Origin of the sequence: Algoriphagus zhangzhouensis (assembly GCF_900148515.1) — a bacterium.
Lineage (GTDB): Bacteria > Bacteroidota > Bacteroidia > Cytophagales > Cyclobacteriaceae > Algoriphagus > Algoriphagus zhangzhouensis.
This window is the reverse complement of the sequence record NZ_FRXN01000005.1, coordinates 334,739-357,969: the sequence shown is the minus strand read 5'-3', so window position 1 is coordinate 357,969 and position 23,231 is coordinate 334,739. Positions and strand designations below refer to the sequence as shown.

General features: G+C 39.3%; 19 protein-coding genes. 2 read left to right on the top strand and 17 right to left on the bottom strand.

The annotated features are described in order from the left end of the window. Window positions 1-187 precede the first annotated feature (187 nt). Window positions 188-766: a helix-turn-helix domain-containing protein gene (locus BUF13_RS17660; RefSeq protein WP_073573132.1), complete on the bottom strand. Its 579-nt coding sequence runs from the start codon at window positions 764-766 to the stop codon at window positions 188-190. A gap of 115 nt (window positions 767-881) precedes the next feature. Next, window positions 882-2,195 (bottom strand): DUF5690 family protein, encoded by a 1,314-nt coding sequence (locus BUF13_RS17655; RefSeq protein WP_073573131.1) that lies wholly within the window; start codon window positions 2,193-2,195, stop codon window positions 882-884. Window positions 2,196-2,537: 342 nt separating this feature from the next. Between BUF13_RS17655 and BUF13_RS17650 the strand changes: the two genes are divergently transcribed. After that, window positions 2,538-3,113 carry a phosphonate degradation HD-domain oxygenase gene (locus BUF13_RS17650; RefSeq protein WP_073573130.1) on the top strand — a complete coding sequence of 192 codons (576 nt, stop codon included), beginning with the start codon at window positions 2,538-2,540 and terminating at the stop codon, window positions 3,111-3,113. A gap of 188 nt (window positions 3,114-3,301) precedes the next feature. On the opposite strand, the gene BUF13_RS17645 is transcribed toward BUF13_RS17650, so the two are convergent. The 15 genes from BUF13_RS17645 to BUF13_RS17575 all read right to left on the bottom strand — a co-directional run bounded on the left by BUF13_RS17645 (window position 3,302) and on the right by BUF13_RS17575 (window position 22,311). Next, a complete protein-coding gene (locus BUF13_RS17645) occupies window positions 3,302-5,647 on the bottom strand; it encodes a TonB-dependent receptor (protein WP_073573129.1) in 2,346 nt (781 codons plus the stop codon). 34 nt (window positions 5,648-5,681) lie between these two features. Continuing rightward, on the bottom strand, window positions 5,682-6,863 hold the full coding sequence (locus BUF13_RS17640) for a hypothetical protein (RefSeq protein WP_073573128.1): 1,182 nt from the start codon (window positions 6,861-6,863) through the stop codon (window positions 5,682-5,684). A gap of 112 nt (window positions 6,864-6,975) precedes the next feature. Next, window positions 6,976-7,836 (bottom strand): DUF5777 family beta-barrel protein, encoded by an 861-nt coding sequence (locus BUF13_RS17635; protein ID WP_073573178.1) that lies wholly within the window; start codon window positions 7,834-7,836, stop codon window positions 6,976-6,978. A gap of 14 nt (window positions 7,837-7,850) precedes the next feature. After that, on the bottom strand, window positions 7,851-8,378 hold the full coding sequence (locus tag BUF13_RS17630; protein WP_073573127.1) for a YceI family protein: 528 nt from the start codon (window positions 8,376-8,378) through the stop codon (window positions 7,851-7,853). A gap of 3 nt (window positions 8,379-8,381) precedes the next feature. Then, the gene (locus BUF13_RS17625) at window positions 8,382-8,768 is read right to left on the bottom strand and encodes a 2-polyprenyl-6-methoxyphenol hydroxylase (RefSeq protein ID WP_073573126.1); all 387 of its coding nucleotides are present in this window, start codon (window positions 8,766-8,768) and stop codon (window positions 8,382-8,384) included. 86 nt (window positions 8,769-8,854) lie between these two features. Further along, the gene (locus tag BUF13_RS17620) at window positions 8,855-10,111 is read right to left on the bottom strand and encodes a hypothetical protein (RefSeq protein WP_073573125.1); all 1,257 of its coding nucleotides are present in this window, start codon (window positions 10,109-10,111) and stop codon (window positions 8,855-8,857) included. Next, complete coding sequence (locus tag BUF13_RS17615; RefSeq protein ID WP_073573124.1) at window positions 10,086-10,652, bottom strand: RNA polymerase sigma factor; 567 nt, start codon at window positions 10,650-10,652, stop codon at window positions 10,086-10,088. The genes BUF13_RS17620 and BUF13_RS17615 overlap by 26 nt, the downstream gene beginning before the upstream one ends. A 92-nt stretch (window positions 10,653-10,744) precedes the next feature. After that, complete coding sequence (locus BUF13_RS17610; RefSeq protein ID WP_243839762.1) at window positions 10,745-11,290, bottom strand: DUF4256 domain-containing protein; 546 nt, start codon at window positions 11,288-11,290, stop codon at window positions 10,745-10,747. Window positions 11,291-11,310: 20 nt separating this feature from the next. After that, entirely contained in the window at window positions 11,311-12,981 is a 1,671-nt protein-coding gene (locus BUF13_RS17605; RefSeq protein WP_073573122.1) for a carboxypeptidase-like regulatory domain-containing protein, read from the bottom strand. Between the two features lie 21 nt (window positions 12,982-13,002). Further along, window positions 13,003-13,977 carry a FecR family protein gene (locus BUF13_RS17600; protein ID WP_073573121.1) on the bottom strand — a complete coding sequence of 325 codons (975 nt, stop codon included), beginning with the start codon at window positions 13,975-13,977 and terminating at the stop codon, window positions 13,003-13,005. Beyond that, on the bottom strand, window positions 13,974-14,555 hold the full coding sequence (locus BUF13_RS17595) for an RNA polymerase sigma-70 factor (RefSeq protein WP_073573120.1): 582 nt from the start codon (window positions 14,553-14,555) through the stop codon (window positions 13,974-13,976). The genes BUF13_RS17600 and BUF13_RS17595 overlap by 4 nt, the downstream gene beginning before the upstream one ends. 162 nt (window positions 14,556-14,717) lie before the next feature. Beyond that, entirely contained in the window at window positions 14,718-16,361 is a 1,644-nt protein-coding gene (locus BUF13_RS17590; protein ID WP_073573119.1) for a metallophosphoesterase family protein, read from the bottom strand. After that, on the bottom strand, window positions 16,358-17,443 hold the full coding sequence (locus tag BUF13_RS17585) for an alkaline phosphatase family protein (RefSeq protein ID WP_073573177.1): 1,086 nt from the start codon (window positions 17,441-17,443) through the stop codon (window positions 16,358-16,360). The genes BUF13_RS17590 and BUF13_RS17585 overlap by 4 nt, the downstream gene beginning before the upstream one ends. A gap of 74 nt (window positions 17,444-17,517) precedes the next feature. Further along, window positions 17,518-19,068, bottom strand: a complete 1,551-nt coding sequence (locus tag BUF13_RS17580) for a SusD/RagB family nutrient-binding outer membrane lipoprotein (RefSeq protein WP_073573118.1) — start codon at window positions 19,066-19,068, stop codon at window positions 17,518-17,520. Between the two features lie 27 nt (window positions 19,069-19,095). Next, the gene (locus BUF13_RS17575) at window positions 19,096-22,311 is read right to left on the bottom strand and encodes a SusC/RagA family TonB-linked outer membrane protein (RefSeq protein ID WP_073573117.1); all 3,216 of its coding nucleotides are present in this window, start codon (window positions 22,309-22,311) and stop codon (window positions 19,096-19,098) included. Between the two features lie 502 nt (window positions 22,312-22,813). Here BUF13_RS17575 and BUF13_RS17570 point away from each other — a divergent pair. Beyond that, window positions 22,814-23,203 carry a response regulator gene (locus BUF13_RS17570; RefSeq protein ID WP_073573116.1) on the top strand — a complete coding sequence of 130 codons (390 nt, stop codon included), beginning with the start codon at window positions 22,814-22,816 and terminating at the stop codon, window positions 23,201-23,203. Window positions 23,204-23,231: the final 28 nt, after the last annotated feature.

The following is a 23,231-nucleotide window of genomic DNA, read 5'->3' as shown; positions in this document are numbered from 1 at the left end:
ACTAAGCAACTTCTTTTTGACAATACAACTTATAATCAAGGCATTAAAGCTATAAAAATGGAGGATTTACTTACCGAGATCAAACAATTTCTAGGTTGGATTTGTAACCATTTTTTAAGTTTGACACAAATATTTTTTGAGAACTTGGTAAAAATTAGAACTCGATTTCAAACTTTTCAATTTGATTTCATGATTTTCCTTCGAAAAAATAAACTACCAGCATTTTACAGGTTTCATCTCCAGGGTTAAATGGCTTATGTGGTATCCTACCATCAAAAAGCATAGAATCTCCTTCGTTTAACTGGATAGTTTCATCAGGAAAAACATAGTTAACATCCCCCTTTATTATATATTTATATTCAAAGGCTTCTGTTTCGGCAAACTCTCTATCGGAGCCTGGTTCAACATCTAATAAAACTATATCTACGGTACTTTCTTTTACTTTCTTAGTAAAGATTCGATGGTATATATAACCACTTGCTGTTTCTTTTTCGAAACGCTCGTAATTCTCCTTTCTTTGGATCAAAATGGGAGCTTGATTGGTATGCAAACTCAATTCCCTAAAAAATTCATCCAGATCCTCCTCGAGAGCCTTAATAATCTGGATCAAGACCAAAAGTGATGGGATGGTTCTCCCATTTTCTATTTGAGAAATCAAACCTTTTGTCACACCAGCTCTATCGGCTACCTCTTGCAAGGTCAGGCTTTTTTCCTTTCTAATATGTTTCAGCTTATTGCTAATCTGAACTATTACTTCCTGTTCCATTTAAATTATTTTGGGTTTTAGCAGGAAAACTACAAAAGAATTCTTTGACAGAGAATAAAATTGAGATGTCCGCCAAATTCAAATATGGTAGTCCTCACCCGGATTTTAGGTTCAATTAATTTATTAACGAAAATTCAGTCATTACTGAACTCTCCTTTCTCTTCAATTTTCTTTGGAAATACATAAATGAGCCAGCCATCAACACCAGAGAGATTGTCAAAAAGACTAAAACTGATTCAGTGTAAAAATTCAACCAGCTGACTTGCTCTAGCCCGCCCATTTGTTTTGCAAACAATATTATCGATGAGCCCAAATAGCCAAAGCTGTCTATCAAATACATTAAAAAACCAACGTTTCCCACAGATTTGAATGTGGCAATCATCCGATCAAACAAGAGGCAATTGAAAGGTATGTAAGCCATATACACCCCTGCTCCGACCAATACCATCCATGCAAAAGGAGGAAGAATGCCTGATTGTAAGGCCAAGGTAGCCAAGATTGAAATTGAAAATCCTGAGATGATGATCCAGTGGTTTAAGAAAAAGGCCTTCTTATTATTTTTTACCAAAACCAATAAGGACATCAATCCAAGCATCAAAAGTGTGATGGGAATTTCTGTTTGGGAAAGCAACCCTGGATCTGCAGTGATATTCAACCCTTGCCAAATCTCTACCACAAAATTATCTCTCAAATCCCTCAATCCCGTCAACATCATATAGACCAGAATCATCAAAATAATCCCCGGCTTAAATTCCTTCCAAAGACTCGACCTATCCTTTCCTTCCATTGGAGGTCTTGAGCTTCTCATTGCTTTATCTTCTTCGGTAGGTGCCGGAACTTGATTCAGCATCCATACACTTATTCCCAACAGTGGAAAAAACACCATTCCTGTTAAAAAAGGCATCCAATATTCAGATACTTCCCAATTTTGAAGCAGATACTGCCCTACCGATTTCACAAAACCTGACGAAAACACAAAACTTGCAGCCAATACAGCTCCCATCATTTCGGTGTACCTTCTTCCTTCTAGGAAATGAAATACAATCCCCCAGATCAAGCCAAGAGGAAATCCATTTAATACAAAAAAGAGAATCCCCAATGGACCTTTAACCAACGCAAAACCCAATAATCCCAAAGCAGAAATACCTATCAAAGAAACTATCAATCTAGCCCTTCCCTGTTCTTTGAGCTCTGAGATTTTTTTGATTCCGTAAAACTTACTGGCCATGTAGCCCAAAGTCTGAGCAAAAATGAGCCAAACTTTATAATCTAATCCCAAAAATGACTCATTTGAAAAGGTCGCTACCGCAAATGGCTTTCGGAATGCATACATACTAGAATAAACCAAAAAAGCCATCAAAGCAGCAAAAAGGCTCATTTGAAAGGAAGAGGCTTTTTGCAGTTTATTCTTCAAAAAATTAGAATTCATTTGTTTAAGAAACATTCGAATTATCAGAAATGCTTTCAGCAATCGATCCTCGCCTGCTCGAAAAAAAGGGAATCATACCGAAGTAATCATCCCTCCCAATCGAGCAAAACCAACTCAATTACTGTTTAGCAAAATTAAACATCTGTTTAGCTGGATTTAAAATTTACGGATTATGATTCTATTAAACATGTGTTTTGTGAAAATTATATCAGGATATTTTTGTTAATTTTAAGTTCATATTAGCAGGTCGCTTTGATTTACAAATCTTCAAGAAAGCTTAACCTGACATTTTTGAGTTTTTAGAAGCAATCAAAGAATTTAGTATTTGTAAACTTTACACAAATGAAAGATTTAGAAAACCTAAGCATTGAGCAGAAGCTAGATTTGATTTTTGACCTATATGAAAAGTATGGCGAAGAAGATTATATAGGAGAACCTGTATCACAGATCGAACATATGTCGCAGTCAGCACAGTTGGCAGAGAAAGAGGGCTTTGATGATGAGGTTATTCTTGCCGCATTTTTTCATGATATAGGCCATCTTTTTGCCCACTTGGGTGACAGTGAATCTATGGGAGGATATGGGGCAAAAAGGCATGAACAAATAGGGGCTGCCTACCTTAGAAAACTCGGCTTTTCTGAAAAAATCGCCAAACTGGTTGAGAATCATGTTCAGGCGAAAAGATACCTCACCTACAAGTATCCTGAGTATTTTGAAAAACTCTCTGAAGCAAGTGTGAAGACCTTAGGCTACCAAGGAGGTCCTATGAATGAGGATGAAGCCAAAGAATTTGAAAATGATCCGCTTTTTGAAGCTTCTTTAAAAATGAGAACATGGGATGAGGAGGCTAAACTCGAATTCATTCCCCTTCCGGATTTGAATAAATATCGTGAAATGGCGAAGAAGATATTGTCCTAAATCCTATCTCTTTATAAGGTATAAAGGCCAGAGATTAATTTCTCTGGCCTTTTCTCATTTGATTCCAAATTCAAAACATCCTATTCCACTTCGGCAATCTAACTACTCTGAATCAAGCGTTTCCGTATTCCCTCTATTGATCAAACTACCCTTGGGAATATTCAGTTGGATATATTTCTCAAAATGACTCAAAACTCAATTCGATAGTTTAGCACCGGAATCAAAGGAGTCAAATAAACCGTTTCGATCTCATTGGACATGGGTTCAAAATAGGTCCCATAAACATTCTTTCGATTGGTTGCATTCTGAAGATCCAAAGACCAAGTTCGAGTTGATTTTGGCTTATTCTTTTTTAGACTCACGCGAAGATCAGTTCTGAAATATGCTGGGTTTTGTACTTCATAGGCATGGTTTTCTTGATAAATAGTCTCCCCTTTTTCAATTGAAGCTTCTAAATCAATTGGTGTAATCCTCTGTCCACCACCATAGTTCATTCTAACATTCACCCCGAACACTCGGTTGTTTTTCCATTGAAACTCTTTTCCTCCGGTAAAGGTGAAGTTGTAATTCCCATTGTAACGGGTATCCCGCCAAACATTTTGCTCGGTCTTATACAAAGAGTTATAGATTGACCCCGTAAACAAAAAGTACATTCCTTTATTGGTAAACTGCTCCAAAGTCACTTCAAGCCCATAGTTCTTCCCAAAACCTTTATTCACCAAAGGGTCAGTCATCAAGGTCCATTGTTGATTCAAAATGGAGTAGGTTTCAGTTTCACCTTCCTTGATTGGGATTTGATACAGATGCTGATAATAGGTCTCTACCTTAAATCTCAAATAGGGATTGAGGGATCTATCATAACCCAGAACTAAATGGTGTGATTTGCTTAAGCCTAAGTCTTTGTTGGGCAAAGTAATATCCCTATCCACCTCTTCCTCAGCAAAATAAGTCCCCAAAGTTTGCACCTGACTATGTAAACCATACCCAAAGCTTAGCCTTTGCTTTTCATCCAACTGATAATTTGCACTGAATCTCGGCTCCAAGGAATTGGAATTATTCAGCATAAATTGAAGGTAATGTAAGCCCATATTTAGAGAAAGGCGTTCTGAGGCTTTGTAATTGAGTTGTGAAAAAGCCTGAACACTTTGAGAATTTCCTTTGGAATCAACGTGTTTGACAATCTGCCCCAAATCCTGGTCATAAGCACGATTATACTGGTTGTAGGAAAGTTGATTAAAGTAAAAACCACTCCTCAAACTTGCTCTGGAAGAAAGCTTGGAGTTCAGTACCATATTCCAAGTGATTTTGGAATTGGACAGTCTTTGATAAAAGCGCTCTTCGGGAATATACTCATCATCCACAAAATCATAGGCATCCCCCAATTCAGTACCTGAAGCCAAAACAGTGGCCTGGAGAAAATGCTTGGAGTTCACACTCAAATTGTATTTGACTCCAACTGCACCTGTATTTGAAAAGAAATTGGTATTGTATCGATCCTCTTCAAACTCCCATTCAGAAGCATCTAATTCAGCATCCTTATTTTGGTCACTTTTACCTCCAAATCCAAAAACCGAAACACTACTCTTTTTACCGGTCGGTAGATAAAAATTAAATGACAAATCCTGAAAATTGGTCACATAATCACCTAAAGGAACTCCGATTTTCCCCAAAAGAGAAAGTGTAGAATACCTATAATTCACCAAATAGGATCCTCGGTAATTTTTGGAGAAAGGACCTTCCAATGCTACATCTGTCCCCAAAAATCCAGCCTGGATCGTGTACTCGCGTTTTTGGTTATTCCCTTTCCGAAGATTTAAATCAAATACACCTCCCAAGGCATTTCCATATTCAGCAGGAAAGGCTCCGGTAATAAAATCTGAATTGTCTAGTAATTGGCTACTCAGAATTGAAATCCCTCCCCCAGCCGAGCCGGGAAAAGCAAAATGATTGGGATTGGGTATATCGATACCTTCCATTCTCCACAACAATCCATTCGGGCTATTCCCACGAATTGATATATTGTTATTCCCATCATCAGTACTCACTACGCCAGAAAATGAGCTCGCCATTCTTGCAGGATCATTGATTGCTGCAGCATACTTTCTGGTTTCTTCCACTGAAAATGTCCTCCCACTTACACCAATCATTTCATTGATAGTTCTATCTTTTTCACTTGCAGTCACCACAAATTCCTGAATTTCAGAAATGCTTTCTTCTAAAGCGACTTGCAAAACTGTCTCCTTTCCGGAATTGACTTGGATTTCCGGAAGCAACCGATCCGAATACCCTATATAACTCACTCTCAAGGCGTAAGTTCCGAGCGGAACTTCAGAAATAGTAAAGTAGCCATCTAGGTCTGTTACAGCGCCTTTTGCTGGCTCAAAACCCAAAACAGAAACAGAGGCTCCTATCAAAGGTGACTTGGAAATCTGGTCAACAATTTGACCACGAATGGTCTGATTGAGCTGTTGAGAATCCACATTTGGGATATGAATAAAATATAGCAATCCCAGGAGGCTTAGAAAAAGTCTCATAATTTGTTGGTTTAGATAAAATGATTAGAAAATTTTAGAAGAATCGGAATCCTGCTCGGAATCCCCACCACATCTGACTGGCTACATCTTCTGGATAATATCGCTGGTTGCGAATTTTAGTCTGTGTATACTGGAATAACTCAGGATGAAATTCATAGGAATCATCGTAGACTCTGAAGTTGAGGGTAGGCCCTGCGAAGATTGCGAACTTTTTGGCTACTTGGAATTCAGCTCCGAAATAGAGCTTATTGATCAGGTTCAGTGCCAAGACATTTCCCTGATTGAGCTGTTCGGAACTCGCTTCAATATTCAAAAAAAAGTGGTCCGTAATTCGAGGAGAGGAACCTACCCCATATCCAAATGCCCAAACGACATCCTTATTGATTTCCGGTCTCATACCGGCGAAAAGCATGGTATAAAATTCCCTTTTACCACTTCTGAAAGCCAGATTGAAAGGAAGCACTTCATTGGAACTCACTTCGAGTGTGTGATAGCCTGACCTGACAAAGCTAATCAGACCTACAGGCACTCCACTCATGCTATCCGCATAATTGAAAAGTCCCAATTGAAAGCCTTTCACCTTACCTCCGAAGTTAAAAAGCCCGACTTGTGATCCTTTTACTTCTTTGGCAGTAAAGTTTAGCCCACCAGATATCTGTGACCCTTCCAAATCTTGGGCTGAGAAATTCAATAAGCCAGCAAGCTGAACTCCTTTGACAGACTTCGGTGAGAAATTCGCCAATCCTGAGATTTGTACACCATCGACTTTTCCAGTAGTAAAATTGGTCAATCCCGCAAGTTGAACTCCTTTAACAGAATCTAGATTTGAATTAAACAGACCTGCCATTTGAACTCCATCCACTCTACCTCTGACTTGATTGAAAAGCCCGGCCAATTGGACTCCATTCATGTCTCCACGGTTGATATTGAACATGCCGGCAGCTTCGAAGGATTCGGTACCGGCAGAATAACCGCCTAAAACATTCAAAGAAACTCCATTGACTACATTTCCGGAATTGATTCCATTGGTTCCCAGGTAAGGAAAAAATGAAATCTGAAATGGAGCAAAAGTGGTATCAGCACCCGGCTTGGTAAAAGGCTTGAATTCCACATGAAACTCCTTGGCCTCTTCCTGCTTCTCTCCCTCTTGTTGGGCCCAAGCAAATTGGGAAAGAAGCAGCATCAGGACAGTAGTGATTTTGTGAATAGTTTTCATAGTATTGGTTCGTTTTCATCTTTATGACAGATGAAAGAACCGATACCCCTATCCGAGTTTGAAAAAATTTGAACATTGATATAAAATCATTAAAAAAACCATTTCCTTCCCCTCAATAATCGTGTTTCAATGTAAAGGAACGGACTATATTAAATCCAAAATGAATATCTCCATCAAAGAAATTTCCTTGGGTAGAAGGAATAAATCCTGAAGGTGTCATCTCATTTGAATTGGTAAAATGCAATTGAAAGACATGTCCTCCGGTCTCTATGTCCACCCCAATTCCTAGTGAATTATGCCCAGATAGATCTTTGCCAAATCGATAGTAATACTCTCCAGTTAAGCTCACTCTTTTTGAAAGAGCCACTCTCCCTCCCAATCCCAAAGCTGCAAGATTGTTTGGATCAGACTCACTCTCTACTAGGTTATGGTGAACCAAACTAGGCATCAGTTGCAAAGAAAGCCCGGGGGAAAATTTGCGGGCCAACAGCACTTGATGGACATAGCGAAGCCGTCTTTGAAAAGTCATATTCAATTCAGGCCTTTTCAAAGTATAAATAGACATGTCACTCATCCAAACTATCGAAAGTGGTGATCCAATTGTTTTCTGCTCCAATAATTTTCCTTTTACAAATCCGTCGTAAACCTTATTGACTGAATTTCTTCCAAACCCTAAGGTTAGTCTATCCAAAACCGCATATTCGAGGCCGAGTCTTACATTGGAATCATCCAAACCAAAAAAGTTATATCCTCCCGAATTCAGCCTTCCAAAACGATGGGAAATAATCACGTCTAGGTTCCCCTGACCTCTTAATTCAATAGACTGCCCATTGAAAATTCTTGTTCCTTTGAACATGGCAGTAACCGGCTTGGACACATGGGATTGTTGATTTTCTAACTGCCCCAACAAATCCTGACTTTGGGCTGAAAAAGAAATTATCAAAACAAATAATAAAGCTAAGAAGGATTTCATCGTAATATTCATCGTTATTTCAGTTCAAATTTTATAGTCACCTCCACCTTCTCAGCAATATTCTGGAATACCAATCGGGGAATTTCGATCTCATATTCTTCTAGTACGATCCAAAAAATAGACTCTAGGATCAAGACATCTTCTTTCATCGAATAAGTCCCTGGAATCTCTACTTCCTTACTGACTCCATGAATGGTGAACGTCCCCTTTGCTAGGGCTGTCCCTTGTCCCTTTTCCAGATCTACTCCTTCAATTCTCCCTTTAAAAACAGCATTGGGATACTTTTCGGACTCCATATAGTTCTCATTAAAATGCTCCTTCATCAATGATTTTCTGAATTCAAAATCACTGATAGGAACCAAAAATGCCACTTCCCCAGACTGGGCATCAAAAACAGCTTTTGCATTCTTGTTTTCGGCTGTAATGTCCTCTACTAAGGCCTCACTAAAAAACTTGACATAGCCGGACTGCGAATTCATCTGCTGCCCCAAAGCCTGCATCAGGTGAAACAAGAAAATTAAAAGAAAAAGCAAGCGTTTCATGGCCTAGTTATCCTTTGCCCCATTAGTCACCCAACAAAAAATCTCGTCCTTTTGAGCTGTGGTCAAAGAACGACCCGAACTTGCTGGGGGCATAGATCCAGCCTGTGTATTGGTCCTGATCTGACTTGCATTGCTAATAATATTAGTCTTTACAGTGAAGTCAACTCGACCTGTTCCAGAAACATGGCAGCCTGCCACAGCACAATTTTGCTCCACAATGGGGATGATATCATTGACTAATGAGACATTGCTGTCTTCACACTTATTTGCAGAAGGTGCAGGAACCTGATCCTCTGACTCTGAGGAACAAGAAATAAGTACAATCGAAAGGAAAGCGAAGCTAACCATGCCTGCAATCAGTTGCTTTGTGAGAATTTTTTGCGTTTTCATACTAGATTTCATTTTTAGATTTTGACAAATAGGTTCCATGCATACCCGGTTTTTCAGGTATGTACGAATGAGTTATAAAATTTGGATTAGCGGATATTTATGCCACTTGGATAGAATTTAAGTCCCACGAACAGTCCGGTACTTTTTAGAGAAATATCTCCTTCTCCTACCCCATTCAAAGGGACCTTGAAATACGGTTCAACTTGGATACTCAAAGTCTTTCCTAACTTTCGTTCGTAGCCTATGCTGAAATTTGCAACCCCAAAAAAGTGATTGTTTTTACCTTTTACTTCCAATTCTTGAGTGTATGAATCATTGGCACCATAGCCATAATACTCCAATTCATAGTATTCGCTCAGCATCAAATAAGAAGAGAGTCCCAAGCCTACAAAAGCCCTTTGGACTTTCCCTTCAAAAGGATAAATCCGAAGATTTAAAGGAATATCCAGAATATCACATTCACCAAATACAGAATTGGGTTGCTTTCCATAACCGATCATATACCCCTCATTGGCACTATAGGGTTTATAAGAATAAAAAACACCACTTGAAATACTTAGCCTAGGTTTGACAAAGTATTCGGCGCCTATTCCGATCATATTTCCAGCTTTCCCAAATTGATCCAGTTTGACGCCACTCAGATCAGGAGCCAACTGAAAAGAGAGGTTAAACTTTCCCCCAAACCTTTCTTTCTTATCCTTATTTTTTTCCTGATCAAAATCCTCCTCTACAGTATCCGGTTCGGCTTCAGCCACGACGATTGGCTCTTCAATTTCCTTTTCGTCAGATTCCTCTGATGAAAAACCTAACTCATTTTGGGACTTGGGTATTTCATCCGAATTTGCTTGAGTTACTTCCTTATTTTCTGTAATCCCAATCTTTGTTTCGGCATTACTTTCATATTCATTCTCTTTCTCAGAGACAATAACTACCATTTTTTCAGCGCTTGTGGCACTTTCCGAAAATCCCAGCGATTGCTGAGGTATTGAGACTTTAATCGAATCAGATAAAAGCTCCAAATTTTCGTCTATCTGAGATTCTCGATTCAAATTCTTACTCTCAATACTTTCGATCCCATTAGTAGAAGAAATATCAGTATTACCCTTTATTTCTTTCGGGGAATTCCAGATGAGTAAGGCAATAGATAAAGCAATTCCCATCGATCCAAGCCACGCCATCCCCATAGCAAACCAACCTAAACCAGCTGGTCTGGAGTCCAAATCCAAGCGGGATTTCATTTCCCCCCAATCTTCTTCAGAAAAGGGGATATCTGCTGAATCAGATACTTCCCTCAGGATTCTATCCAATTCCTCATCCCTATTGTCTGAGAGTCTTTCGCTCATGGATTTTTGGATTTAACATTTCTCTTAATTTTTCTCTTGCTCTGGATAGATTCGATTTCGAAGTCCCTATACTTATCCCGAGCATTTTTGAAATCTCTTCATGGCTAAAACCGTCCAGTACATAAAGGTTGAAAACAGCCCTGTAAGCTGGAGGAAGGCAATGAATCAACATCACCAATTCTTCAAATTGAAGGTTCTCAAGAGCGTTTGGCTGATCATCTCTTAAGTCAGGAATTAATTCTACTCCTCCTTCTTCTGAAATATTCCTCAGGTGCTTCTTGAAGGAATTGATGCATCTATTGACTAGTACTTTTCTGAACCAAGGTTTAAACGGCTGCTTGGGGTCAAATTTTTTCGGATCAGAAAACAATACCATAAATCCATCATGGAGAATTTCTTTTGCCTCATCGCGGGTTGTGGTATACCGTAGGCATATACTCATCCCATAACTGTAATAGATTCTATACAGTACCTCCTGGTCTTTTCGGTTTTTCTCCACCAGGCCTTGCCAGATTTTCTTTTCAAGAAATTCAGATTTCACATTCCCAAGCTTGCATTAGCCCATACAAGGGAATTTACGAATTGGTTGCGTGGGAAATAAAAAAAATAGTAAAATGGACTAAGCCCAAAAATTTACAAGCTCAATATTGCCCGAAAGCCCCTTGCAGCATAATAGGAATCTGCGCCATTGTGATATGTGAAAACATGATCGTATCTCCGATCACAAAAAAGTGCTCCACCCAAATTGCGGATAGCTGGAGGTGTGATGATCCAACTGGAAGTTTTCAAATCAAATTCACCCAATTCCTGAAGTTCTTTGTATTGTACCTCATTCAAAAGCTCAACTCCCATCTCTTGAGCCAATGCCATTGCGGAATTTGCAGGCTTGAATTTCTTTCTGGCTTCTAATGCCTCCTGGTCATAGCAAAAACTCCTTCTTCCAATAGGACTTTCTTTGGAACAATCCACAAAGGAAAATTCTTCAGTACTTGAATTAAAGATCACAACATCCGGTTCTCCACCCGTTTCTTCCATCAAAAATAAAGAATCCAAAAGGGAAGGCTTCGCTTCCAGTTTCTCCAAAACTAGCTTCCAGTCCAATCCGGAATGCCTTTGGGGATTTTTGTTGAATCTTAGCTCAAGTGTTTCAAGCAATTCTGCTTTTAGTTCCTTTTCCATTTTGTCTCTCATTCAATTATTTAAAAAAAGCGAATCCCTAATCTTCCTCCAAACCAAAACTGATCTGCCCAATCATTGGCGGCAAACTCATGCTCGGAGAAAATCTTAGGATCAGTGTAGGTGAATAAATCTGGGTGATAGTCATAAGAATTATCGTACAACCTCCAGTTTAAAGTTGGTCCGGCATAAACCCCAAAGTTTTTGCTTATTTGATAATCAAACCCTAAATAAGCTCTACTCACCAAATTCAAGGCATTTACATAGCCTTTGTTAACTTGCTGAGAACTCAATTCTATGTTCAAGAAGGTCTTTTTCCCTAACCTTGGAGAGGTCCCTATCCCATATCCAAATGCCCAAGTAACTGAATCTGTTTCTTCTGGTCTGATTCCTACAGAAAGGATATTGTAAAATGCCCGCGTTCCTGTCCTAAAAGAAAAATTAATCGGCAGCATTTCATCTGCTCCGAGTTCCACTTTATGATATCCTTTTCTCACAAAGGAAATCAAACCAATGGATACCCCTTGAACAGTATCTGCATAGTTAAATAGTCCGATCTGCGTTCCTTTCACCTCTTTAGCTCCATTGAAAATTGCGGATGCCTGCAAACCTTCCATTTTTCGATGGGTATAATTAGCTATTGGAGAAACCTGAAAGCCTGTCAAATCTCCTCCTGCAGCATTGACTAATCCTGAAACCTGAGCACCTTTCACATCGCCCAAATTGAAATTTACCAACCCTGATCCCTGAACTGCTTCTGCATTTCCCAGATTCATATTGAGAATCCCTGACACCTGGAATCCTTTCAAATCTCCTCCCGTGAAATTGAATATTCCAGCCCCCTGAAACTTCCCAACATCTCCCCGGTTCATATTAAACAAACCTCCAATTTCAGCCTTTTCGGTTCCTGCAGAATAGCCTCCCAGAATGTTCAATGAATAATCATTGATTACGTTTCCGCTTAGTTTCCTATTGGTACCGACAAATGGAACGAAAGAAACCTGAAAGTCTCGATGAATGGTATCACTCAGGTTAGTAATATTCTGAGCGGGTTCTTTGTCTTTATTCAGTTTCCAAAACTTCCATTTTTCAGGACTATCGACTGCGGTCAGGATTTTCTTGGGGTCCAGTTTCAAAAAGATATTCTGGAAAAACTGATTCTTATTGGAAGAAACCAGCATCGTATCAGAATAGCTTGCCTTATTGACAATCAGCTTAAAATCTTCCTGATCGTGATTTTTCACCTGAATTTCGAAAAAACCGTATTCATCCGTCACAGAAGACTGCAAAGTGATCGGATCGTAAACTGTGGCATTTCGGATTCTCTCTCCCGTATTTTCATCGACCACATAACCGCTCACAGTCACCTCTTTTTTCGAAATTGGCGCAGGTGTCAAAATCACATAAATCCCCTTTTCCTTGTATTGAACAGAGCCCTGAAAGACTTCCTCCAAGATCTCCCTAACGCTTTGTTGCTCAAAATTGCCAGAAAAAGACTGTTCTACATCAATCGCCGAACTGCTATAAGAAAAGACCAATCCTGCCTCTTTGGAAAGATCATCCAGAAAATTAGCAACTCGCTGATTTGCCACATTCATGCTGACTCTTTTTTCCAAAAGAGGAATTTGCTGGGCATAGACTTTTACAAAAGCACACAGACAGATCAGGCAAAGACTTAAAAAGTATCCTTTCATAGAGATTTTGACTCCTTCAATTTAAAAACAACTTTCTCCAGAAAGAACAATTTCATCGCCAGACTCATCCAAATCCAAGCCCATTGTCTCTGTAATGATCGAAAGTACTGTTTCCAAACTTTCATTTTCAAAATTTACGGTGATTGGACAATTACCAATTGGACCTTCTAATCTGATACTTTGCTGATAAACCTGATTGAGTTGATCTACAACTTCTTGAAGAGGAAGATCCTCGAATTCGAAAATCCTTGTTTTGTAAGCTATCACATTTGGATTGGCTTCATCTTTAAAAAATTGCTGAGTTGCCTTATCAAAGCGACCTTTTTCACCAGATTCCAAAAGAATACCTTCCTGCTCATCGGTAAAAAACTGAACAGATCCCTCAAAAACTGAAACTTCAACATGATCCTCCTCAGGAATAGCTCTGACATGGAAAACAGTACCGATATCTAGGATTTTCAATTCGCCAGCCTCAACTAACCAAGAGGCTTTTTTATCCTCAGATATACTGATTGTCGCCTCTCCTTTTAGGTCAATGACTCCTGTTTTCTTTCTGGAGTTGAAAGCCACTTTTACCTCAGAATCTTTATTCAATGTCACTTCAGCTTCCTCTTCAAAGATTTGGGTCACAACCTCATTTTGACTGATGAATACCTGCTCCTCTACAAAATTAAGCTGGGTGTAAAAAATATAGGCCAATGAAGCTATCAATACCAATCCAGCAGCAACTCTCCAGAAAGGCTGCATGAAAACATGCCTTTTCCCTGGAATATCTAGCTGAGGATGTACTTTTTCCCAAGCCTTATCTGCATTGAATTTTGGAGAAGACGGTATCTGAGATTTCTCAAAAATCAATTGAGAATCTTTCAGGTACTTCTCATTTTCTGAATTGAGCTGGGCCCATGCCTCCACCTCAGCTTTCTCTTGCTGAGTAGCTTCATTGAGAATATATTTCCCGATCAGATCTTCTATATGTTCTTTTTCTTGTTCGCTCATAGATCTAGAAATCCTTTCATCAGGACAATGATCATCGGTAAATAATCTTTCAATTGTTCTCTTAGCACTTTCAAGGCCTTGCCTATCTGATTTTCCACCGTTTTGATGGACAATCCTAGTTGATCCGCTATTTCTTGGTATTTCAATTCTTCAAATCGACTCATCTTGAAAATCAACCTGCACTGCTCTGGAAGTTTTTGGATAGCATGATGAATCCGATCTTCCAGTTCCATTTTAAGTGCATCATGATCCGAAGCTTCAGCCACCTGAACCTCTTCCTGAAGGACAGCCTGAGCATGAACCTGACGAACTTTTTGCCTTTTGATTTCATTGAGGCAAGAATTTCTCACACTACGATACAGGTAAGCTTTCAGAGAAGTCTCAATTTGAAGGTTTTCTCTTTTCTCCCAAAAGCCAATAAAAGTCCCCTGAACCACCTCCTCTGCCTCATCAACGTCCAGCAAATAAGAATTCGCAAAACGGCATAATCCGTCATAGTGCTCTTTGAACACCCGCTCAAATGCCTGCATATCTCCTTTTTGGATTTCTGAAAAGTCGGCTGGTTTCTGGCCTTGCATGGAAAAACAGAATTCTTTCCCACAAGATAAGACTTTGCATTCTTTTTAGAATATGACAACTCAAGAGAAGCTTACCCCTATGGGAAATTGAAAAAAGATTAAAAAAATTGCCACCCAATTAGAACCAGGTAGCAATTCATTTACAAAATACTATAAATCAATTTATTGAGACTTAGACACAGAATATGAATCTAGGATTTCTCCCTTTTTACCCATGACAGAAAGCTTCAATTCAGTTGAATTCAGATTCAAAATCCCCACATGATGTTCTTTGATTAATTCATCCATTTGAGGTTCAGGGGAATCTTCTCCTTTTGGTTCTAATCCACCTCCTGCTCCTCCAAAAATGAAGAACTGAACCTTATTCCCAGAAAATTCCTGACTCAGTCTCTCATAATCATGGGTATGCCCAGCCATCACCACATCAATCAATCCTTGGTGGAAATAAGGCTCCAATAGATCGCGAATGCTTTGCTCACCCTTATATCCAGGCCAACCCTGAGAATAGGGAGGTTGATGCAAAGCAATGATTTTCCATGGTTTTTCCTTCCACTCTGGAGAATTGATGACTGATTGAAACCAATTGAACTGTTCTGAACCTTCGGGTAGGGAAACGGGAAAAAATGTATTGGGATCCACTCGCATCAATGCCATTGGACCAACATAATTCACCCCATAAGTCAATTCATTCTCCCTGAAAATTTTACTTTTTAATGCTTTTGGAAACAAATCTTCGTAATAGCCATCGTAATCATGATTTCCAGGCACGGGAATCTGAATAGTATTCATATTCGAGGCTGATTCTAGGAAGCGTTCATAAGCCCATTCTTCAGAACCATCATTGACCAAATCACCCAAGCCAATCGAATAATCGACCCCTTCATTGGCGATATCTTTAGAAAAATTCAGAAAGGTATCCCAGCCTCCTTGAGAATCACCCCAAACAGCCAGTTTAAGACTCTCTTCTTCTTGAGGAATCTGAAAAATAAAATCACCCAAATTGGAATCTTCTTGTCTTAAAGTAAAGAAGAGGCTAGGCTCTTTCATTTCGTAGGTAAAAACCCCATCCTTTGACTCTATCTCCACTTTTTCCCCTTTTCCAAAATCCAAAATAGCTACTCCTGGCTTTTCACTGATCCATCTTAAATAATAGCTTCCATCAGTTCCCAAAATCAAAACCGGACTTGAAAATAGAATTGGATAAGAATCCAAATCCTCCTCTTTTTTACCCAAAAATAATTCATTTTTTCTAAGAGAAAGCAAAGAATCCTGGGCCTGAGCTACCCGGTCCTTCCAGTCTAAAAAATCAGATTGATTCAACCAATAAAGTCCCCGAAGACCACCAGCCATGGCATTATTAACGACTCTCACTACCAATTCCAATTCTCCTGTTTGAGAAATCTCGAAAAATTCTCCCAAAGGAGATCGTCTGGCTCTTTTGCCATTCACCCACAGTTGAGCTCCATCATCGGCATGGACATTTAAGAATCCATGTCCCAAAGTAACCTTTGTTTTGTACCAAAAAGAGTGGTTGGCATTCCCCAATCTATGAGGCAAATCAACAGGAACTCCGTTAAGATTTTCAGGGAGCTCCCGATCAATTCCCGGGATAGAATCCATTCCCAAAAATTCCCAATTCAATTCCAAAGGAGATGCTGCCACTGAGAATTTTGAAAGGTCTGCCCACAATGCATTAAACTCGTTATTCGAAAAAAATGCCTCCCCATAACTTGGAGAGGCAGATTTTTCTTCTTGACTGCATGCAAAAGCAACCAAAATCAGAAAGAATAAAGAATACTTTTTCATTTGATCATTTCTTGAATCACCTTTTCAGCTTTCGCATCAGGATATTCCATACCAAGCAATTGGAAGATAGTTCTTGCAATCATCGCTGAATGCCATTGCCCTTGAACTTTCATCTCTCCGGTTGCTGGAGTATCAGGTCCCATTGCTGCGATCCAAATTTCACCTGCTTCAGGTACTTCATCTCCGTGACCTCTCCAAGTTCTTTTAGTAACTCCTCTACCATGGTCAGTAGTGATGATCATCGTTGTTTTATCCTTGTATTGAGTCATGGACTGAACGGTTTCCCAAATCTCTTTGATAAAAGCGTCTGTTTGCTTTGCTGACCAAATGTACTGGTCATACTTGTTGCCATGAGCCCAATCGTCTGTTTCGCCATAAGAGATATATAAGACCTTTGGCTGATACTTTTTAATAGCTTCCAAAGCATAATGATGCGTAAATGGATCCAATCTCACTCCTCCCCATGGTCCTCTGATCTCTTGCTGTAGACTGTTGATGGTCTTTTCTACCTCCGTTAAATCATCTCCTTCAGCCAAATCAAACCCGGCATTTACGGGAACACCACTTCTTTCCTCATTGATAATGTAAGGGAACACATCCCAAGAACCGAATGCCATCACTTTTCCTTTGTAGGCATCATTCTGATTCAGGTATTCCAAAAGAGTTTTATTCGGATTATTGATTTTGTCATTGGAATCAATCCTTTCGTCATCTGCGAATCCAGAAAGCACTTCATTGTATCCAGGATAAGAGAACCACATTTTATTGGCATTATCTACCTGATTCCCATAAGCACGATTTCCATAAAGCTGTCCTTGCTTAGCAATAGTATTCCAAAAGAAAGGCATCAACATTTCCCTTCTTTTTATAGGATCTACATTCCAAAAATCATTGAGCAGTGATCCCTGAGACTGAATCATTCCAGTATCATCTACCATCAAAGAATCCGCTCCTTTGAATATCTCCTGCCATCTCATCCCATCCAAGGTGATAAGGATAACGTTTTCGGTTTTGTAATCATTTTGGGCCCAAGTCAATTGTCCCAATAAACAGAAAGTGAGTATTAAATAAATCTTTTTCATTTGAGTCATTAGAAAGAATCCTGCAAAACAGAGGTCTTGCAGGATTCAATTGATTTAAGGTGGTGTTATCGATATTAATCTACATCCCACCAAACTTTGGTGGTGATAGCGTCTTCTCCTTGACGAGCAATCGCATCCAAGTAGTTTTGCTTATTCAGCGCCTGCACACTAGTAGGATACATATATCTTACCGGAACAGAGCTGATATAGGCTGCTGGTCCAGGCAAAATTTCTGGATAATTTGTTCTTCTCCAATCATACCATCCTTCCAAACCTGTGAAGAATAATGCCAACCACTTCTGAGTTCCGATTTTAGAAAGCTTCTCATCAGTAGTACCTGTATAAGCTACATCTGCTTGAGTAAAGTAAGAATCAGCCACATCCAATTTCTCAGCAATCTGAGGAAGGTTGATCATTTCATATCTCTCTTTATAGTATGCAAAAGAAGCCTTGATACCATTCATATAATACTCTTCTGCAGTTCCTGTAGTGATGAAACCTCGTTCTCTAGCTTCAGCCAAAACGAATTGCAATTCTGCATAGCTCATCAACATCGCCTGAGCACCGGTAGGATTTGCAAGAGAAGTACATGCAGAACATGACCACAACAAACCTACTCTTGAGATAAAGTTAGATCCACCTTTTGCAGGATCTCCAGATGGAGAATAAGCTAAAGCTTCCTCATCTGCAAGTCCGTTAGGTACGCCTTGATAATCATCTAGTTCACCGATGATTCCAGCACCGGAATCATTGGTTGGTTGTGCATAAGCATACAATCTAGGATCATCCAAATCTTTCAAAACACCTTCCATCTTTTCACTCAATCTGTATTCATCAAATGATCCAGAACGAGTGGTATACAATGGATGCTGATTTGGAACATCTTGCAAATATTGCAAAGCTGCTTGATCTTCGATACCAGTGAAGATTGGAGACTGAGAAGGATTATCCAAAATAGCCTGCATAGCTGAAGAAGGATCTTGTCTATCTGACAATCTCATCAAGATTCTTAGTCTTAATGAGTTTGCGAACATCTTCCATCTTTCGATATCACCATTGAAAAGAATATCTCCACTCACTTGCTCAGAGGTACTACCCAATAGGGTGTTAGCCTCAGCAAGTTCACTCAAAATACTAGCATAAATGGACTCCTGAGTATCGAATTTCGGATAGTTCACTCCTTCTTTTGCTTGAATAGCTTCAGAGTAAGGAATATCTCCATACGCATCAGACATATAAGAGAACAAGTTTGCTCTGATGATTTTAGCTATCCCAACATAGTTTTGCTGATTAGCTTCTCCAGAGATCAAAATCACATTATTTAGATCTCTCATGGAGTTATAGAAGTTATTATAAGGGTCACCAGATGGTCCCCAGTTATATCTATCTTCACTGGTAAACTGGATTTTGGCAGTCATCTGCATGACAATGTTTCCAGTTCCCCAAGCACTTCCAGCGATTTCATTGGTAGTGGATCGAATGATATTTGGCAACAAAAGATCAGAGGATACAGTCTCAGGACTGTTAGGGTTCATATTGATTTCCTCAAAATCCTTATCACAAGAGCTCAATCCCAATGCTAAAGCAAGAGAAAAAGCAGAAATATATTTTGTATTGAATTTCATGATTATTGTCTTTTTAGCTGATTCAGATTAGAATTTCACATTTAAGTTAAATCCTACACTTCGGGTAGATGGCAAAGCCATATCTTCCACACCAGGAATCAAAGAACCACCACTCATAGCCATGGTTTCAGGGTCGAAATGTGGGTTTTCAGTCCATAGAGCCAAGTTTCTACCTACTAGTGAAAGCTTAACACTTTGGATAGGAAGATTTCCTAAAACTGATCTTGGAATAGTATACCCGATAGTTACTTCTCTCAACTTCAAGAAAGTTGCGTCATATTTGGCTGCCTCTACGTTGTTTCTTTCGTAGTAGCGGTTATGCCAGTTTCTAGAAGATACTTTGAAAGTATTAGGGGAATAAGTTCCGTCAGCATTTTCTACCACACCTGGGCTGATGATACCATTTCCTTCAACTTCAAGATCATATCCATTTTCACGACCATACAAAGTCTCTTCCAACTGACCAGATGTAGATCCGATTGTTTTGGTTCTGGACACTACGATTCCACCATATCTGAAATCAAATAAGAAACCTAAAGAAAGACCTTTGTAGCTAAAGTTGTTTTGCAATCCAAGCATCCAGTCTGGGTTATAGTTACCCTGAGGCTTCAATTCAGAATCACGAAGTGGAGTCCCAGTGGTGTTGTGGATGATTTGACCGTAATATTCAGAAGAAGGATCTTCCACTCTCGCGAAACCTACACCGTAGATATTACCCATTCTTTCTCCGACTCTCGCTTGAATATTTGCGCCGTTTCTACCGATTAGAGTGTATGTATCTAGACCTTCCGTCAATTCCAATACATAACCTCTAGTTCTGGTGAAGTTAGCCATGAAATTCCAGTTGAATCCATCAGCATTCACTACTGGAGCACCTCTAAACATCACTTCGATACCTTTGTTTTGAACCTCACCAGCGTTGATGATTCTAGAAGAATAACCTGTCGCAATATCCAAAGTGATTGGAAGAATTTGGTTTCTGGTTCTGTTATCGAAATAGGTGAAATCCAAACCATATCTGTCATCATGGAATCTCAAGTCAAAACCTGTTTCGAAAGAACCAGTTTTTTCAGGCTTCAAAGTCGCATTAGAAAGAGTACTTGATTCAGATTTTGTCTGAACAGATCCCCAAGCAGTTCCTGAGTTAAACACGTTAGTCAAGGCATATGGATTGGTATCATTACCAACTTCAGCATAGGCTGCTCTCACTTTCAAGAATGAAATGAAGCTTGGCATTTTCACCATGTCAGAGATCACTGCACTCATCGTAGCAGATGGGTAGAAGTAGCTGTTGTTACCCACTGGCAAAGTTGAAGACCAGTCATTTCTACCTGTTACGTCCAAGAACAAGATGTTTTTGTAACCAATCTGACCAAATCCATATAAAGAGTTAATTCTCTTTTCAGAATTGTACTGGTTAACTTGAAGGTTTACCGCTGTGTTAGTGAAGTTATAGATTCCAGGGATCAACAACTGAGGCGCTACGGTCTGCAGGTATCTATTTTCCTGTCTCATTTGGTTTCCACCTACTGCGATACTATAAGACCATACTGGCTTGGTATGCTCAGAATAAGTCAACAAGAAATCTGAGTTTTGCTCAGTGAAGAACACATTATCCTCTCTGTAGTTACCCTTAGGGAATCTTTGAGTAGAGAATGCTCTTTTTCTATCTCTCAATTCATTGTAAGTATCCAATCCAGTTCTCAACATCAAGCTTAGCTTATCTGTGAACTTGTATGTCGCTGATACGTTTCCGAAGATTCTATCTTTCGCCTGACCATTGGTATTTTCATATACGTTGAAATACGGGTTGTCATGGTAGTTGTAGTTGTAGTTGAACTGCTGAACCCCTTCCAAACCCCTCATCCAATAGTCTCTAAGGTTTCCAGTATTCAATTGTCTACCATACCAAATCCACAAATACATCAAGTTTTCCGTACCATAGGAAATATTAGGTCTGTTTCCACTATTGGTTCTTTGATAGTTTACCGCAGTGTTAATAGACAACTTATCAGTTACATTGATACCACCATTCAAGGCAAGTGTATTTCTCTTCAAGTCAGTATTTGGAACAATACCTTTCTGATCCAAATTCGTCCAAGATAGACGGATATTGGCATTTTCATTAGAACCAGCAATGGAAACGTTATTTGAAAGCGTTACGCCAGTCTCAAAGAAATCACTGATATTGTTTGGTTGAGGCACCCAAGGAGTTGCTGTAATAGTACTTCCTGCAGGAGCATTCAAATCACCACCTCTATATCCATCTACGTTTCTTGGAGAATCAAATTGAGGGATCATCAATCCAGCATCCAAAGCAGGACCCCAGCTTTCATCCACACCATCCGCAATACCAGAACCAGCTCCATCCACAAACTCAAATTGGCCGTTGTTACCCTGTCCATATTTGTTTTGCCACTGTGGCAATCTCAAAGGATTGTCAAAGGTTGTATTGGAGTTGATTGTCACTCCCAAACCTTTTTTACCTTTTCCAGATTTGGTAGTAATCAAGATCGCACCATTTGCAGCTCTTGACCCATAAAGTGCGGCAGCAGCTGGACCTTTCAATACAGTCATGGAAGCGATATCATCCGGGTTAATTTCACCAGCAGCATTACCATAATCCACTTCTTGGTTACCAGAACCTGAGGAGCCAATCACATTATTTGAAATAGGCACACCATCCACTACGAAAAGCGGTTGGTTGGCATTGATATTCAAAGAGGATTCCCCACGAATGGTCACTCTACTAGAACCGCCCAAACCTGAAGAACTATTAGTAATCTGAACACCTGCTACTCTCCCACTCAATGAATTGATCACGTTGGTTTCACGAGCTTCAGTGAATCGATCACCATCTACCTCCTGAACTGAGTACCCCAAGGCTTTAGTTTCTCTTTCCACACCCAAGGCAGTTACAACAACCTCATTTAGGGCAAGACCTTCAGAAAGGCTTACGTCTATTTTAGTTGCGTTCCCTACTGTTCTTTCAGTTGTTTCGAACCCAACAAAAGAAAAAATCAATACATCTGAAGGTGAAGCTTCAATGGAATAGTCACCATCGATACCTGTTACAGTACCACGAGTGGTGCCTTTTACCATTACCGTAGCCCCTGGCATGGGCTCATTATTTGCATCTGTCACGATTCCTGTTACCCGGACTTGTTGGGCGTAGGAAAAATTAAGAACGAACAGTAGACAGGCTACCATCATTCCTTGCCAAATCCTTGTTTTAGCAGTCATTTGAAGTAGAAGTTTTGAAATAGAATTGTTTTTTGTTAAAAATTTTTACCAAAGCTATACTTTCACTGTTCCTAAAGAGTTAAAAAGACTTTACGAAAAAGTGAATTAATTTAAGGTTAAGCACCGAAAAATCGGCCTAAACAGGGTCTATTCAATCATTTCTTCAATTAACACGACTTAATATTGGCAGGAGTGTTAACAAAAGTTGAATTCTAGTTTAAGAAAACTTGTATATAAATCCTAAACTTTTTGATTTGAAAAAATACAAATCCTCCACAATTGAATGATTATTCAAATTTTGATTGGATTTTTACCCAAAAGCAACTCAAAAAGAGAGCTTTAGCCCATTATTAGAATCTCATAAGCCAACTCTCCAAACAAATACAGTAAAAAGCATTTTAATAATTCTATTTAGTCTTGTAAAATTTGTAATTTAAAAAATCAGATTGTTCTCTAATTTTACCAATTAGGATTAAACCTTAACACCCACCAGCCCCTATCTATGTCTATCTCCTCTCAATACCACCGATTGATTTTGGTAGATGACGACCCTCTTGTCCATTTTTTAGTCAAAAAATATCTTTTGGTAGCTGGAATTTCAATAGAGGTGGTTTCATTTCATGATGGGGAAGAAATTTTTCAATACACTTCCAATAATTCTGATGGAAATTCAGTAATCCTTTTGGATCTATCCATGCCTGTTTATAGCGGTTGGCACTTTTTGAATAAGTTCCAGGTATTAGACTCAAAGATTAAGAATCGCTACAAAATTTATATCATGAGTAGTTCCATTGATCCCATTGATCAACAAAGGGTAGATGAATTCGAAGAGATACTCGGATTTCTTCCAAAACCCATCAATGATGAGATACTCAAAAAAGTATTGCTATAAAAAAAAGGAGCCTTGATGGCTCCTTTTT